The following is a 15,788-nucleotide window of genomic DNA, read 5'->3' as shown; positions in this document are numbered from 1 at the left end:
ACTCACAGTACCGGCCAGATACCCTTGAAGCATGACTCCCAAAGACTCCCAGTCCATGAAGCCGGCCACCGTTGCCAAGAAACTCGGCATCTACCTGCCGGCTACACCCCAGGAGTTCCAGGATTCATCCATCTCCCGCGACGAATTCGCCGAACTCCAGGCCAACCCCCCGGAATGGTTGGCTGAACTGCGCCGCAACGGGCCGCACCCGCGCCCAGTCGTGGCGCACAAGCTGAACGTCTCCATCAGCGGCCTGGCACGCGGCGGCATTGAGGAAGCACTCACGACGGCGGAAATCACCGAACTGCTGGAGTCTCCGCCGCAGTGGCTGGTCATCGAGCGCGCAACGCACGCTGCTGTCCGCGCTGAGGCGCAGCGCGTCAAGGACGAGGCACACAAGAAGGCCGCCACCAAGGAAGCCAGGGAGAACGCAGCAGCCAAACGCGAAGCCCCCAAGGGGACCAAGCGCAACCACGCGTAGGACCTTTCACACGTTGTGGCCGGGACACCAGTCCCGGCCACGGCTGTTTAACCCGGACTAGTCCTGGTGGAGTTGAACGAAATTGCCGCAGCCGTCATCGAAGACGGCACTGATACCCGATGGGTCCTCGGCAGGTGCGCCCTTGAAAGACACCCCTGCAGCGAGCAACCGCTGATACTCGGCCTCGACGTCGGGTACGCCCAGCACCACAGCCGGCATTCCGGCGTCGTACACGGCGTTCATGTAGTTCGCACCAATCGGGTTGTCGCTCGGTTCCAGCAACAGGCCCGTGGAGCAGGCCCCGGCGCCCGGATCCTTGATGATGAAGAGGTTGTACTCGGGCATGGCCATTAACGTGTCGAAACCCAGGGTCTCCGTGTAGAACTTGTGGGCCGCGGCCGGGTCCTTGACGTGGATGCTGCACATTTTCAGTCTCATGATGCCAAGGCTAGTTGCAATGGCGGCTCGAGGTCGGGCGTCGAACGGTTGTGACGCCGCGCCTTCGATCCTAGCGGGAGGAACGCCGATTACGCGCCTGGCGGGCCAACCGAATGAACCCATAGACGAACACTGCCTCGACAAGCACCATCAATACCAACAGCAGCCATTGGCGCTGGGCGATGAAGACAACGGCGCCGGTGACCACCAGCGTGGTCCCGAGAATCAGCGCATAAACGGCGAAGCCGAGGGCGACTCTCGCACTGCGCACACCGGTGCTGAAACCGAATCCCACTGGTTCGCCACCTGGACGGCCGGGCACGCGGTCCGGGTGGGCGTTGTTGTCCTCGTCGAATTCCTCCCAGAGATCCGGATCCTGGTCGTTCATGTCTTCATCATCTCGCAGCGAACGCGGGCGGGCGGGCTAGAGCACCAACCAGCTTGGGGCGGCCACTGGCTCGGGCAGCCGCCAGCCGACGACTAGTACCTGGCGGCGTACGGGTAGAGGTCCATGCCCACCATTGAACTGAGGGACGAGACCGTGATGCCTTCTTGGGGGTTCAAGGCTTGCACCACCTGTCCGTTCCCCAGGTAGATGGCCACATGGTAGAAGTTGGGCGCTGAACCCCATACCAGCAGGTCGCCGCGGCGGGCCTGCGAGAGGGGCACGTGGACCGGCGCAGCGGCATACTGCTGCGAGGCGGTACGGGGCAGGTACATCCCGGCTGCGGCAAATGCACTCTGCACGAGTCCGGAGCAGTCAAAGCCATAGGGCCCGGTACCGCCCCACTGGTAATAGAACGGTGCACCGACCTTACCCAAGGCAGCGGAAACGGCTGTTTCGTACGATCCCGAACCCGCAGATGGCGGCAAGGGGGCGGGCGCAGGTGCCGGAGCGGGGGCGGCTGGGGCAGGCGCCGGTGCGGGTGCAGCCGGTTCGGGTGCCGGAGCGGGTGCGGGCGCGGCCGGTTCGGGAACTGCCGGCGCAGCGGGAACCGGGGGCGCTGCCGGAGCAGGCGCTGCCGGAGCAGGCGCTGCCGGAGCAGGGGCTGCGGGCGTCCCTGCCTTCGCAGGAGTCCCCGGTGAAGCAGGGGTGTTTTGGGCCGCCTGATCCTGTGGTGCCTGGTTAGCGGAGGCGGTCAGGGCTGCCAACCGGGCCTCTTCACGCTGCCGGTCCAGCGCATCCACGCGGGCCGCCTCAAGGGCCACAGTGGTGTTGCGGAGCTGGGCCAGCTGGTCCACCAGAGTGGCTCGTTGCGCTTTCGCGTCGGCCACAGCTTTGACCTGCGCCGCGTTGGCCTTTTCCGCCTGCGTCTTGCGCTGCTCGGCAGTCTTTGCCGCGTCATCCGCGGCTTTGGTGGCCTCATCGGCAGCTGCCGACAGGGACCGGGATGCGGTAGCGGCACTAACCGCCGCGTCAAAATCGCGGCTTCGCTTGGCTGAAAGGGCCTCCAGCGTGGCGGCCTGCTGCATGCTTTCGCCGCCACCGGTCAGCGTTACGAGGGCCGGATCCATTCCGCCATTGCGGTACAGGTCCGCGGCGAGCTGCCCTACCTGTTTTCGTGTCTTGTCCTGCTCTTCCCGCGCCGCAGAGGCCCGGGCCGCGGCCACCGACGCGGCTTTTGTCCTTTCCTGCAGCTCCACCAGGGCATCGCTGTACGCGTTATTGGCCTGCATGGCGGTCGCAGATGCGGCCTGCTGGGCACCGGCCGCGTCCGCGAGGATCCGCTCAATCGCGGTGACCTCATCCGCCGTCGCCGTCTCGCTGGCCTTGGCCGCCGCAATCTCCGCAGGCGAGGGCACGTCCGAAGACGCGCGCACAGCGAAGGGGGAGGTCAAAGCGGATGCGGCGGTTGCCGGAGTTGCCGCCGCGCCAAAAAGTACGACGGCGGCGCACAGCACCGCCGTCGTGCGGGCGGATCGGTATAAAGCCATGTACAGAAACCTCGAAACGGTAAGGGTGGGAGCGAGGTCCTGGAAGTGGCGCGACCGCGCCCCTCAGCTGCTCCCGGCAGTCCTGAGGTTACGTGAGCTCTGGCACATTAGCAACAGCAGTCACATCAGTAACATAACCACAAGCGTGTGATTCGCGATGGAACCGCGGGGTGTGTCGCGGGCCAGGGACGCTGGTGAGTGCCCGGCTACGAAGGTTGCGTCGGAGAAAAAAGATTGCGAATCACGGTGCGTGCGGCGGCCGCATGACCGACCAAAATTTCAGTACCAAAACCACCGGTGGGGCCGCATACTGAATGCAAAGCAGCGAGTTCGCTTGGAGGTGCCCGATGCCCGCGATGATATTCCTGTGGGGTGTTGCCCTGATTCTGGCAACAGCAGCAACAACGCTGATTCTTCATAGGAAACGGACCCACGGGCCTGGGCCCGAGCCGGACGCAATATTTTGGGACCTGTTCGCCGGCTCGGTGGTGGTCCTTCCCGGCGTCATCGTTCCTGCGCTGCTATGGCCGCCCGCTGCCCTGATCATGCTGGTGACGGTTATGGCGACGGCGGCAGGAACCTTGGCAGCCACCCGGAAAGTGGAACGTATTCACGCAGCCGAGCCCCGGCGTCGTACTGGTTTTACCCAGGACGCTGCACGCCACGCGGAGGTCCTGCGGCACTGGCAGCAGTACGAACTGGACCCCGCCCAAACCATCGACTTCCCTGCCATGACGGACGTGAGGGCTGCGGAAACGGCCGCATTCACGCAGGCGATGCGCGAGGCCGAGCGCTGCAAGGTCACAGCCGGCACTGACTACGGGGGCGCCGTCGAACATCTTGCACAGGCACTGATCAGAGCCGAACGGGCAGCCGGTGTTCCTGCCCCGGCACTCCCAGCGCCCGGGCTGACTTAAAACGGGCAACCGACAGGCCGGGGAGTGAATCTCCCCGACCTGCAGGTTGAGCGAACACGGGCGCTTAGGCGACCGGCAGCGCGGACAGCTTGTGTGCCTCGACGATGCGGGCAGCCGTTGCTTGACCCATCCGCACGGCGCCGTCAACGTGCTGATAACCCTCTGCGGCGAGGTCGGACGAGGACCAGTAGATCGGTCCGACGTTTGCGTGCTGGTCCTTGCCGTAGCGGTGGAGGCCGCCGAGGTCGTAGCTGGAGGCGTACGCCCCGCGGGTCCATTCTTCCGAGCCCCAGTCGGACTCGTAGTAGACCTCGGGGGTGAGCGCCTTCTCGCCTAGGAAACCGGCGATGGATTCCAGGACGGCCTTCTTGCGGTCTTCGGCGCTGAGCTCGAACACGGCGTCGGCCTTTTCGTCGGAGATGAAGCCCACCAAGGTTCCGCGGGAGTCGCCGTGGTTCGTGTTGTCGTAAACCTCTTGGACCAAAGCACCTGCGCCGAAGCCGGTCCCGGACAGGCCGTCTTCGCGCCAGAACGGCGTGCGGTACACGGCGTGGACCTTGATGACCAGGCCGAGCGACTGGTGCTGGTGCATCTGGTGCTGGCGACGCGGAAGGGGCGGATCAAACGAAACGCGGGAGTACAGGTTCGGGGGCACGGCCATGATCACGTAGCGCGCGTTGACAATTGCTTCTTCAGATACAACCGTTGCGCTGTTCTCGTCCCACGTGATGCTGCGAACCGGGCTGTTGAGTACGACGTCGGAACCCAACTCGGCTGCCTGGAGCAGCGAAACCTGCTGCATGCCACCGATGACGCGCTTATCCAGGATGAAATCTTCATCGGTCAGGTGGGTGAATGAACCGGCTGACGCAGCCATGAGCACGGCCTGCAGCGCGGAAAACGCGTGTGCGGGCTTGGTGAGCATGCCACCTGCAATGAAGAGGCCGATGTTGTTGCAGGCTTCCTCATCGCTGGAGTTCTGGCGGAGCCAGTGGTGGAAAGAGATGGTGTCCAGCTCGCGGGCTTTGGGGTGTGCCCACGGTTCGGTGGCGCCGATTTCTGCGGCAAGCCCATCCAGGATGGCCGTCAGCTTGTCCATCTCGGCCTTGGTGGTCGGGTTGACCGGGAAAGTGTCTCCCGTGTACTTAGTCCGCGTTCCGTCGGCGGCGATGTACACCGACTCGCCGTCGCGGTAGCGCGAGTACATCTCCAGGCCGAGCTCGTCCAGCAAAGCAATGAGTGCTGTCTGGTCAGGAGAGACCCACTGGCCGCCAATTTCGAGCATGGCACCGTCGATGGTGTCCGTCCAGGTGCGCCCACCCACGCGGTCGCGTGCTTCCAGCACTGCGACGCTGAGTCCGGCCTTCTTCAATTCGCGTGCCGCCGTCAACCCTGACGGTCCGGCACCGACGATCACAACGTCGCGATCAAGATTCTGCATGATGTCCTCTCAGTGGCCGTCCGTGGTGGCTGACCAATAAATGAATGCCATTCATTTATACCGATAATAGCGTCCAACTCCACCTCTGTGAAGACCCGATGGAATAATGCTGGGGACACGGCAGCAGAAAGGCCTCCGATGCCCGCACCCTCCCCCGCACCCGAGCCCGCATCCGGCGCCGCCGTCGGCAAGTCCCGACGCCGGGCCGGCCGACCCATGGCGCGCGTCCTGGACCAAGCGGGGATTACGACGGCGGCACTGCAGCTGATCAGCGCCAAAGGTTACAACGGACTCACCATGGCCGCGCTGGCAAAAACCCTGGGCGTAGCGCCATCCGCCCTCTATAACCACGTGGCGTCAAAGGACGACGTGTTGCTGCTTCTGGAAGACCACCTGGCGGCCATGGTGGATGTTTCCGCGTTTGGAGTTGAACCGTGGGCTGCCGCTGTGCGCCAGTGGGCTTGGTCCTACCGTGACGTCTTCTCTGCGCACACGCCCCTCATTCCGGTGATCGCTGTGCTCCCGGTCGCGAACGCACCCAAAACCCTTGCCATGTATGAGGCGGTCACCGCGGGCTTCCGCGAGGCCGGGTTTCCCGAAGAGAAGATCATTTCGGCCATCGTCGCCTTGGAAGCCTTCGTGTTCGGCGCAGCTTACGATGTCACCGCCCCGGAGGACATTTTCGACGCCGGCAACCTCGCCGAGCAGGTACCCAATTTCACGGCTGCCGTGGATCGGCTTGCCGCGGAACGCCACCCCCGGCCCACAGATGTTGCCTTCAGCCTGGGGCTCGAGGCGTTGATTGCCGGCTTCTCTGCCATGACGGAATACGGCCTCCGGGGTTAGGGCCGGCCGAACCATCGGGTGAGCGCTTCCACCAACCCTTGGTCAGTTCCTTCGCCGACCCAACACACATACCCGTCAGGCCGGATCAGCACGGCGGTTGGGGGCTCAACCTTCCCAATCAGGGGTAGCTCCCACGTAGCGGTGCACCGTGCATCAACCAGCCGGACCTGCTGGGCCCAAGCCCCGACGTCGAACCCTGAACGGCCGACGTCGAACCTGCCGGGTTCGGCGAGATTCAGTAGCACGGCCCTCGCATCACGGAGATGCGCGTAAACCCTCGATACGCCCTCAACGCCTGCAATGGAGAGGTCCAGATCTGGCATGCGGCGGCCCAGGAGAGGGTGGCCAGCACCAAGATCGTAAGTAATGTCCAAACCATGGATCAGCGCGGCGACGTGCTTGCGAGGCTCATCCATCACCATCAAATCGGCGATGGTTTGGCCGAGCGCTGCACTCCGCGGGTCCTGGCGCTGGAGCACAGTTTGGGCCATCGAGTGTTGCAGCGCACGTGCAGCCACGGGATGCCGCTCTGCATGGTACGTGTCCAGGAGCGAATCGGCTGACATGCCCTTGACCACTTGAGCGAGCTTCCACCCAAGATTGACCGCATCTTGGAGCCCTAATCCGATTCCCTGGCCCCCAGCCGGGTAGTGGATATGCGCGGCGTCGCCGACGAGCAAAACTTTGCCGCTCCTGTAAGTGGCGGCCTGACGGGTCGCGTCGGTGAAGCGAGAAATCGACGTCGGTGAATGCACACCGAAGTCGCTACCGTAAACAGCTTTGAGGGCATCGCTGAGATCAAGCAGCGAGGGCGCATCGCCCGAGCCCAAGTGCCGCTCGGTTGTGACCACTCGGTAAGTGTGCCCGTCCTCCAGCAGGGCGAAGCCGTGCACCCCTGTTTCATCTTGACGCATGCCGGATGGTGGTTCTTCGGACACTTCCACCTCGGCGATCAGGTTGCTTCGCGTGGCCTCCCAGCCCGGGAAATCAATGCCCGCAGCCTTCCGGACCACGCTCCTGCCGCCGTCGGCGCCAATAAGGAACCTGGCCCTAAGGCTGGCACCCTCGGCGAGTTCGACGTCGACCCCGGCCTGGTCCTGGACGAAGCCAACCACCTCAGTTCCGCGATGAGCCGGGACTCCGAGGTCATGGATCCAGCCCTCAAGGATTGGCTGCATTTGCCTTTGCCACAGGCCAAGCCCGTAAGGATGCCGGGTGGGGAAGTCGCTGATATCCAGTACGGAGTTGCCGAACCGTGCCGTTTGTCCTGTCTTACCCGCGGCAAGGAAAGGCTCAGCGATACCCCGCTGATCGAGCACTTCGATGGTGCGTGAGTGGAAACCGCCTGCGCGGGACTCCGGTAAGTGACCGGCATCGCGCCGCTCCAAAATCGCGACGTCCACGCCCCACAGAGCCAACTCACCGGCCAACATCATGCCGGCTGGTCCACTTCCCACCACGATTACATCCGTCACGCCATCCCCCTACCGGTAATGTGCTCCGTTTATGAGCACACCGAGCAGCGTATGGCGTCCACCCGCCCTTGCGGCAAGGCCCCCGCCCACCGATATCCTGAAGATGCAGGCGAAGGTGGAGCAGATAGGCGCGTGGGTGTCCACTTCGAACACAAAAGAGCCCCGATCCTAAGACCGGGGCTCTTTAACATTGCGTGCGCGAGGGGGGATTTGAACCCCCACACCCTTTCGGATACTGGCACCTGAAGCCAGCGCGTCTGCCGTTCCGCCACTCGCGCGCAACTTCTTTTGTAGGCTTTCAGCGGTTTCCCGGCTTCGATTCCTTCAAAAGCAGCGAGATCAAGCATAACGGACACCTCCGGCAAAACACCAATCGTTGCGCCTCCCCATCACCATGCGGCCGCGGTCTGCCGCGAGCGGCACGGGCTGGGCTGGCCTCGTAATCGAACTTTTCCGGGCGCGAGGGCGTTGTGGATTAAGGCCAATCACAGTCAGTCCCAGTAGTATCGGGGAGTGGAAGGGCCGTTGGGCGCGTACTTTGCTGTGTGCGTCGACGGGCCACGTACGGACTATCGGACCAGGCACGGTGGGTGCCGCGGCAAGGAAAGGAGAACGACCATGGGTTTGCTGGACAAAGTCGAGCGCGGTATTGAAAAGGCCGTCCGTAATGTCTTCTCCACGGGGTCGCGGGCACGTGTCGAGCCGGTGGAGATTGCCAGTCGTTTACGTAGGGAATTGGACAACCAAGCCCTCACTATTTCTGCAGGGCGCACGCTTGCCCCCAACGTTTTTGATGTACTCCTCAGCGACGACGACTTCACCAGGGCCCAGGAATGGGGAACGCCCCTTGCGGAGGAACTGTGCGACGTAGTCATCGAACACGTGCGCAGCCAGGGCTACATTCTTCAGGGACCTGTCCGAATCTCCTTCCGGCGCAATGAGCAGGAACGGGCCGGACATTTTGAGATTACGTCCAAGACTGAGAAGTCGACGTCGGATGCGGCCGCCCCTGCACAGCCCCACGCCGCCCACGTTCCGGCAGCCCCTGCCCGGCAGCCAGTGCGCCTGCAGCCCGTCCTGGATATCAACGGACAACGCTATTCCCTGAACGCCCCCTCTGTGGTCCTTGGCCGCTCGTCCGAGGCTGACATTTTGGTGGACGACACGGGAGTGTCCCGGAAGCACCTCGAAGTCAGGGCCGAGAATGGCGGCACCTGGGCTGTTGACCTTGGCTCCACTAACGGAAGCTACGTCAACGGACATAAGGTAAACGGCAGCGTGGAGCTCACCGACGGATCCACCATCACCATGGGACGGACCAGGATCATCTTCCGCCTACTTCCCCAAACGCCGGGGGGCCACGCGTGAACGGCATCAGCGAACTGACCATTACTGCCCTCCGCTTCGGATTCCTCCTATTGCTCTGGGTGTTGATCTTCAGCATCGTCTCCACCATGCGGCGCGATTTCCAGATCGGACGCAAGGCAGCTACAGGCGCACCCACGGCCCGCGAGGTGCGCAAGCACCCCGAGCTTGCGGCTCCTGCGCAGCCGGCCATCCAACATGCCCGCAACCTGGTAGTAACCGAAGGGCCGCTCAAGGGAACCACGCTGCCCCTGGCCGCGAGTCCTATCCTGTTGGGCCGCGCCCAGGAAGCGACGCTCGTCCTTGAGGACGACTACGCATCAGGCCGCCATGCACGACTCTTCCCGCAAGGAAGCCGCTGGTTCATCGAAGACCTCGGTTCTACCAACGGCACCTATCTGGCCGATCAACAGCTCACCCGGGCCCTGCCCGTTGAGCTCGGTGTCCCCGTGAGAATCGGCAAGACGGTCATTGAATTGAGGCCGTGATCCATGGCCTCGCCCGAGACTAGCCGAGCCAAGGACACACCCGCGGAGCGCCCGCTGATCATGCGCTACGCGGCGCGTTCCGACGTCGGACGCATCCGCTCGAAGAATGACGACTCCGCCTACGTGGGACGCCACCTCGCCGTGGTCGCCGACGGCATGGGCGGTCACGCCGGTGGCGACGTAGCCTCCGCGTCCACCGTTCTGGACATGATCCACCTCGATCATGACGATTATCCCGAGGGCGCGGACACAGTCCTCGCCGACGAGATCCAGACAGCCAATTCCCTCCTGTCCGAGCTCGTCCACCAGAATCCGAAACTTTCCGGGATGGGGACCACGGTCACGGCACTGCTCCTTGAAGACCGCAAGCTCCACTTTGCCCATATTGGGGATTCCCGCGCCTACCGCTTGCGCAACAAGACATTCGAGCAAGTCAGCGTGGATCACACGTTTGTGCAGCGCCTCATTGACGAAGGCAGGCTCCGCCCGGAAGAAGCCGAGACACACCCGCACAAGAACGTTTTGATGCGCGTCCTCGGCGACGTGGACGCCAGCCCGGAATTGGACCTGGACGTCCTGGACGTCGAGCCGGGAGAACGTTGGTTGCTCTGCTCGGACGGCCTCAACTACGTGGCCGGCCATGTTGTTGAGCGAACCGTTCGGGAAACGCCTGACTTGCGTGAATGTGCTGAGCTCCTGGTCAACCTCACCCTTGAGGCGGGCGCCCCGGACAACGTCACCGTCGTCATGCTGGAGATCGTTGAGGAGACCGACGACGACGCCAACACGGCCGCCGTCGACGTCGTTCCGGCCCCGGCAGTCGCCGCGGTCATCGAACCTAAACCTGACCTGAAACCAGAGCCCAAACCCGACGTCGGACCCGCCACGACTGCGAAGGCTGAGCAGTCACCAAGTGCCGAAACGGCCAAGTCCGACTCTTCCCAGGACGAAGACGCGGATGCCGACACGGACATGGACTCGGACACGGACTCGGACTCCGAGTCTCCGGAAGAATCCGCCGAACCACCTGTCACCACAGATCCGCACCTCGGTGAACATCTGTCGGCCGAGGTCCTCCGGGAGGAATTGGCAAGCCGCCCGCACGAGCTTGTAGGTGCCGCTGCAACCGCAGCCGAGACCGGGTCCATTCCCACGGTGGCTGGCCGCACAGTGGCGCGTCGCGCCGCCATGGTCCTCACCCATAAAGCCGAACAGGACCGCGAGGAAGTCGAAGAACCGCCCCGCCGCCGGATTCGCTGGCTGATGCCAGCTGTCGCGGCGGTTGTTGTTCTCGGCGTCGTGGTTGGTCTTTGGCTTGGCTACGCGTGGACGCAGACCCGTTACTACGTGGGCGAATACGACCAGCGGGTTGCCATTTTCAATGGCATTTCCCAACGCTTGGGTCCCCTTCAGCTCTCGCGGCTGGAGTCAGTGACGGATGTTAAAGTGGATTCCTTGCCGGAATACGGGCAGCAGAGCGTCCAGCAAACCGTCCCGGCCGGTGACCTTCGCGACGCTCAGCGCATCGTGGAAAACCTTAAGAACACAGGCAGCGCGTCGGCGGATTGCCCCAGCATCTCCGCCAAGCCCACCCCCTCGCCTACGCCGTCCCGTTCAACCGCCCCCGCCATACCCAGTACCGCTGCCGTGGCCAGCCCTACACCTTCGCCGGTCCCGACACACTGTGAGGCGTCAAAATGATCCACGATGAGACGGCTCCCAAGCCCCGGCGAAACGTGGAGCTGGCCCTTTTGGTGCTTGCGCTATCGGTTGGCATTGGAGCGAGCGCTTTGGTCAGCATCAACTCCACCAACGGCCTGAACGGCGACTTCTGGTTCCAGTCGAGCCTGCTGGCGGCGGCGGCGTTCGCTTTCCACTTGGTGCTTCGCCTGCGGGCAAAATATGCCGATCCAGTAATACTTCCTATTGTGATCGCCTTGAACGGGCTTGGCCTCGCACTTATCCACCGCATGGACGCTCCCGGAGAGGACACCGGCAATAACCAGCTTCGGTGGACGCTGCTCGCCATGGCCGTATCTGTCGCCGTCATCTGGTTCCTCAAGGACCACCGCGTACTTAGGCGTTTCACCTATATTTCCTTGGCTGCCAGCGCCCTGTTGCTGATTCTTCCCCTCGTTCCCGGCATCTCTGCCGGAGACGTTCTGGGTGCCAGCGTGTGGATCCGCCTTGGCCCGATGACCTTCCAGCCCGGTGAGGTCGCCAAGATAACTCTCGCTATATTCTTTGCCGGGTATCTTTCTTCAAACCGGGATCTCATCCTGCTTGCCGGCAGGAAGATCGGGCCCATGCAGTTTCCTCGGTTCAAGGATCTTGGTCCCATGATCACCGCGTGGCTGGTGAGCATCGGTGTTCTGGTGTTTCAGCGCGACCTCGGCTCCTCGGTCCTCTTTTTCGGGCTTTTCATCGTCATGATCTACGTAGCCACCAGCCGTATCTCCTGGGTTGTGATCGGTGTGGCCTTGCTGGTTGGCGGAGGCTTCCTCGCGGCGAAAATCTTCTCGCACGTGGCGTACCGAATCGACAGCTGGATCAATGCCTTCACTCCCGAGGTCTTTGGCCGTTCGCCGGGCGGTAGCGGACAGATCGTGCAGGGCCTCTTCGGAATGGCCGACGGCGGACTGGTCGGCACCGGCCTCGGCCAAGGCAGGCCGGACCTGGTTCCTTTTGCCAACAGCGACATGATCGTGGCCCTGATCGGCGAGGAACTGGGCCTCATAGGGCTGTTCGCCGTCGTCATGCTCTATCTCTTGCTCTTCACCCGCGGCTTCCGCGCCGCCTTGGGAACGCGGGATGCGTTCGGGAAGCTCTTGGCCTGTGGGCTCTCCTTCGCCATCGCCCTGCAGTGCTTCGTCGTCATCGGCGGCGTCACCAGGCTGATTCCCTTGACGGGCCTGACCACTCCGTTCCTCGCGGCCGGCGGGTCGTCACTGCTTGCCAACTGGATCATCGTCGGCTTGCTGCTCATGATTTCCCATACTGCCCGCGGTCCCGTGGACACCACCCCCATGGTGAACAAACCACCGGCGACCAGCAGCAGCCCGACTGTGCGTAAACCGGTCACGGGACAAACACCCAACACACCAACAGAGGCGGTGAGGCACCAATGAACCAGGCGATTCGCAGTTCCTGGATAGCCGCCGTCGCAATGTTCGCGTTGATTTTCGGTGCCATCAGCTACGTCCAGGTGATCGGCGCAGACGATCTCAACGCCAATCCGTGGAATCAACGCGCCATCCTGGCATCGTTTTGCAACAATCGCGGTGCGATCATCGTTGGCGGAAAGCCCATTGCGGAATCCGTAGCCGGGACCGAGACCTGCGCTTTCCAGCGCAAGTACAACCAGCCTGAGCTGTATGCCGGCGTCACCGGATACTTCTCCAAGGGTTTCGGGTCAACCGGCCTGGAGCAGTCCATGGGAGACACCTTGGCCGGCAATTCGGATCAGCTTTTCCTGGATCGTGTCAGCCAGATGTTCCTCGGCAATGAACCCAACGGCGCTTCCGTGGAACTGACCCTGGATCCGGCGATCCAGCAGCTGGCCTATGACCTCATCCCGGACGGGCAGCGCGGCTCCATCGTGGTTACCAACCCCCGGACGGGTGCCATCCTGGCCATGGTGTCCAAGCCCTCCTATGACCCGAACCTGATCGCGACGCACGACGCTGCCGCGGCCCAAGCCAACTACAGCAAGCTGAACCAGGTTCCCGGAATCAACCTGAACCAAAATGTCAGCGGTCCCACCGGCAACCTCTTGTCCCCCGGTTCGGTGTTCAAGCTCGTGGATGCAACGGCGGCACTTAATTCGGGCAAGTACAACAAGGACAGTGTGCTTCCCAACCCCAGCAGCCTGCCTCTGCCAGGATCGACGGCCAGCCTGCCCAACTACGCCGGCGGTAATTGCGACACGCGCGAGACCGCAACGTTTGCCTTCGCCTTGGAACAGTCGTGCAACACCCCGTTTGCCAGCGTTGCCCTTGATTTGGGCCAAGACGCCATCCGGGAGCAGGCCACCAAGTACGGCTTCGGAGAAACATTCGGGGACCAGCTGAAACTACAGCAGGCCGTCAGCGTGTTCCCCAAGGGCTTGGACCAGGCCCAACTCGCGCAGTCGGCCGTGGGCCAGCGTGACGTCAAGGCGACCCCGCTGCAGATCAACCTCATGACGGCGGCAATCGCCAACGGAGGGGTCCAGATGAAGCCCAATCTGGTCAAAACCGTCCGGGCACCCGATCTCCGCGTTATCAGCGAGTTCAAGCCCGAGTCCCTCCGGACCAGTACCACCCAGGCCATCGCGAGCCAGATCACCGAATGGATGACCGGCGATGTGGACAACGGCATCGCCAAAGGTGCGGCTGTGCAAGGAATCAAAGTGGCCGGCAAAACCGGCACGGCGGAGTTGGGTACCTCCGGCTTGAACAACTCATGGTTTACCGGATTTGCCCCGGCAAACGACCCGCAAGTGGCCGTCACCATCGTCATGGAGGGTGTGGATGTGCTCACCGGCGCCAAGCTAACCAGTCCGAACGCAAAGAAGATTTTTGAGGCGGTGTTGAACAAGTGAGGCCTACTTCAGGAATCACACTCGGCGGCAGATTCCAGCTGACCAGTCGTATTGCGATTGGCGGCATGGGGGAGGTCTGGAAAGCCAAGGACCAAATCCTTGGCCGGATCGTGGCCATTAAGGTACTCAAGGAGGAATACACCGGAGACCCCGGGTTCCTGCAGCGCTTCCGGGCCGAGGCGCGCCACACCGCCCTGCTCAACCACGTGGGCATCGCTAACGTCTTCGACTATGGCGAAGAGGCAGGATCCGCCTACTTGGTCATGGAACTCGTGCCTGGCCACCCGCTGAGCGCCATCCTCGAACGCGAGCAAGTCCTTTCTCCGGATATGACGCTCTCGATCATTGGGCAGACCGCCCGCGCTTTGGCCGTGGCCCATGCACAGGGTCTCGTCCACCGGGACATCAAGCCGGGCAACCTCCTGATCACTCCGGACAACCGCGTCAAAGTCACGGACTTCGGTATTGCTCGCCTGGCGGACCAGGTTCCCTTGACCCAGACCGGCCAGGTCATGGGCACTGCACAGTATCTCGCTCCCGAGCAGGCCACCGGCCAAACCGCCACGGGGTCCTCGGACATCTATTCACTTGGCGTCATCGGGTACGAATGCCTCTCGGGACATCGGCCGTTCTCGGGTGAATCGCAAATCGCCATCGCGCTGGCCCAGGTGAACGATGCCCCGCCGCCGCTCCCGGAGACGTTGCCCCTGCCGGTCAGGGCTCTGTTGATGTCGATGCTTGCCAAGGACCCCAAGAACCGTCCGGCCAATGCCATCAAGTTGGCCGAAGCCGCCGAAGCCATTCGGAACGGCGACATTGCAACGGCCCATGCCGCAGTTCCGGGAATGCTGCTGTACGAAGGCGCCGGGGACCTCACAGCCCCGATCGACACCGCCACGGCCCCCACCGGCGTCGTGAGTTCCCCTTTCGGACGTGAACACTCGACGACGGCGACCTCCGCGCTTCCAGTACTGGGCGCCGGCGCAGCCGGTGCGGCACTTGGAGCGGCTGCGGCCGATAACCCGCTCGGCCGCGCCAACGCCCTTGAGGCTGAACGCCAGCTGAACGATGAGGAAGTCCTCTACACCGAGGAGAACTTTGACGAGCCGGAGCCGGAGCGGCGGAAGCGGAGTCCTTGGACCTGGCCTTTGGTGGCTTTGATCCTCCTGGTCCTGTTTGCCTTGGTTGGTTTCCTGATTTCCCAGTCGGGCTTCTTCTCACCCAGCAGCGCGCCTAGCGCGTCCCTCCCTGCATCAACGCCCAGCCAAAGCTCAACCGCCCCGAGCCCGTCCGCTACCCCAAGTGAGACATCGGAGGCGCCCTCACCGACACCTTCACAGTCCACCCCGCAGAAGATCAACGTCATCCCCGAGCAATTCGAGGGCCAGCAGTTCCCGGCCGTGAGTGCGGCGCTGCGGGGCATGGGCTTGGGAGTCACAGGCGTGGAGGTCTTCAACCCGGCGCCCGTAGGAACGGTGACGAACCTTGACCCCACGGGATTGGTGGACCCCGGACAGATGATCACGGTGCAGTACTCAAAGGGTCCCGAGATGGTTGCCGTGCCGAGCATCGGTGTCGGCTTGTCCGAGGCACAGGTTCAAGGCCTTATCGACGGCGCGAACTTGCGTTGGGTGGCCGGCGATCCGGTCAACGGAAACCCCGGCCAAGCAGCAGGTACCTTTGTCAGCTCCGACCCACCTGCAGGAACCAAGGTTCAAACAGGTTCTGTGGTGACCTACCACCTGTCCAAAGCAGCGGCTCCCTCGAGCGCTCCGAAGACGGGCCCCAAGGCCTCAAGCTCTCCCAGCCCGGGCAAGTAA

The 15,788-nt window shown here is 63.1% G+C and carries 14 protein-coding genes and 1 tRNA gene; 9 read left to right on the top strand and 6 right to left on the bottom strand.

Going from position 1 to position 15,788, the window contains the following annotated elements:
- The first annotated feature begins 31 nt into the window (after positions 1–31).
- Complete coding sequence (locus tag SB659_RS15400) at positions 32–481, top strand: DUF5997 family protein (RefSeq protein ID WP_284979883.1); 450 nt, start codon at positions 32–34, stop codon at positions 479–481.
- Between the two features lie 57 nt (positions 482–538).
- On the opposite strand, the gene SB659_RS15395 is transcribed toward SB659_RS15400, so the two are convergent.
- The 3 genes from SB659_RS15395 to SB659_RS15385 form a co-directional block, all read right to left on the bottom strand.
- The gene (locus SB659_RS15395; RefSeq protein WP_410550967.1) at positions 539–919 is read right to left on the bottom strand and encodes a VOC family protein; all 381 of its coding nucleotides are present in this window, start codon (positions 917–919) and stop codon (positions 539–541) included.
- A 70-nt stretch (positions 920–989) separates the two neighbouring features.
- The gene (locus SB659_RS15390) at positions 990–1,307 is read right to left on the bottom strand and encodes a hypothetical protein (protein ID WP_410550966.1); all 318 of its coding nucleotides are present in this window, start codon (positions 1,305–1,307) and stop codon (positions 990–992) included.
- A 92-nt stretch (positions 1,308–1,399) separates the two neighbouring features.
- A complete protein-coding gene (locus SB659_RS15385) occupies positions 1,400–2,854 on the bottom strand; it encodes an NlpC/P60 family protein (protein WP_410550965.1) in 1,455 nt (484 codons plus the stop codon).
- Between the two features lie 347 nt (positions 2,855–3,201).
- On the opposite strand from SB659_RS15385, the gene SB659_RS15380 reads away from it, so the two are divergent.
- On the top strand, positions 3,202–3,771 hold the full coding sequence (locus SB659_RS15380) for a hypothetical protein (RefSeq protein WP_410550964.1): 570 nt from the start codon (positions 3,202–3,204) through the stop codon (positions 3,769–3,771).
- Positions 3,772–3,835: 64 nt separating this feature from the next.
- Here SB659_RS15380 and SB659_RS15375 read toward each other — a convergent pair whose 3' ends face one another.
- Positions 3,836–5,212 (bottom strand): flavin monoamine oxidase family protein, encoded by a 1,377-nt coding sequence (locus SB659_RS15375; protein WP_410550963.1) that lies wholly within the window; start codon positions 5,210–5,212, stop codon positions 3,836–3,838.
- A 138-nt stretch (positions 5,213–5,350) separates the two neighbouring features.
- On the opposite strand from SB659_RS15375, the gene SB659_RS15370 reads away from it, so the two are divergent.
- Positions 5,351–6,058, top strand: a complete 708-nt coding sequence (locus SB659_RS15370; RefSeq protein WP_284976907.1) for a TetR/AcrR family transcriptional regulator — start codon at positions 5,351–5,353, stop codon at positions 6,056–6,058.
- Here SB659_RS15370 and SB659_RS15365 read toward each other — a convergent pair.
- A complete protein-coding gene (locus SB659_RS15365) occupies positions 6,055–7,533 on the bottom strand; it encodes an FAD-dependent monooxygenase (protein ID WP_410550962.1) in 1,479 nt (492 codons plus the stop codon). The two genes, SB659_RS15370 and SB659_RS15365, sit on opposite strands and share 4 nt — an antisense overlap.
- A gap of 195 nt (positions 7,534–7,728) precedes the next feature.
- Positions 7,729–7,811, bottom strand: a tRNA-Leu gene (locus SB659_RS15360).
- A gap of 340 nt (positions 7,812–8,151) precedes the next feature.
- Here SB659_RS15360 and SB659_RS15355 point away from each other — a divergent pair.
- From SB659_RS15355 to SB659_RS15330, 6 genes are read left to right on the top strand one after another with little or no spacing between them, the layout of a single operon-like run.
- Positions 8,152–8,901 carry an FhaA domain-containing protein gene (locus SB659_RS15355; protein ID WP_410550961.1) on the top strand — a complete coding sequence of 250 codons (750 nt, stop codon included), beginning with the start codon at positions 8,152–8,154 and terminating at the stop codon, positions 8,899–8,901.
- A 5-nt stretch (positions 8,902–8,906) separates the two neighbouring features.
- A complete protein-coding gene (locus SB659_RS15350) occupies positions 8,907–9,386 on the top strand; it encodes an FHA domain-containing protein (RefSeq protein WP_284977016.1) in 480 nt (159 codons plus the stop codon).
- Between the two features lie 3 nt (positions 9,387–9,389).
- Positions 9,390–11,087 (top strand): PP2C family protein-serine/threonine phosphatase, encoded by a 1,698-nt coding sequence (locus SB659_RS15345; protein WP_284978641.1) that lies wholly within the window; start codon positions 9,390–9,392, stop codon positions 11,085–11,087.
- Positions 11,084–12,514, top strand: a complete 1,431-nt coding sequence (locus tag SB659_RS15340) for an FtsW/RodA/SpoVE family cell cycle protein (protein WP_284978640.1) — start codon at positions 11,084–11,086, stop codon at positions 12,512–12,514. Before SB659_RS15345 ends, SB659_RS15340 begins: the two co-directional genes overlap by 4 nt.
- Complete coding sequence (locus tag SB659_RS15335) at positions 12,511–13,968, top strand: penicillin-binding transpeptidase domain-containing protein (protein WP_410550960.1); 1,458 nt, start codon at positions 12,511–12,513, stop codon at positions 13,966–13,968. Before SB659_RS15340 ends, SB659_RS15335 begins: the two co-directional genes overlap by 4 nt.
- Entirely contained in the window at positions 13,965–15,788 is a 1,824-nt protein-coding gene (locus SB659_RS15330; protein WP_410550959.1) for a protein kinase domain-containing protein, read from the top strand. Before SB659_RS15335 ends, SB659_RS15330 begins: the two co-directional genes overlap by 4 nt.

Origin of the sequence: Arthrobacter sp. SIMBA_036, assembly GCF_046535135.1 — a bacterium.
Classification (GTDB): domain Bacteria; phylum Actinomycetota; class Actinomycetes; order Actinomycetales; family Micrococcaceae; genus Arthrobacter.
This window is presented reverse-complemented; position numbering and strand designations above follow the sequence as displayed.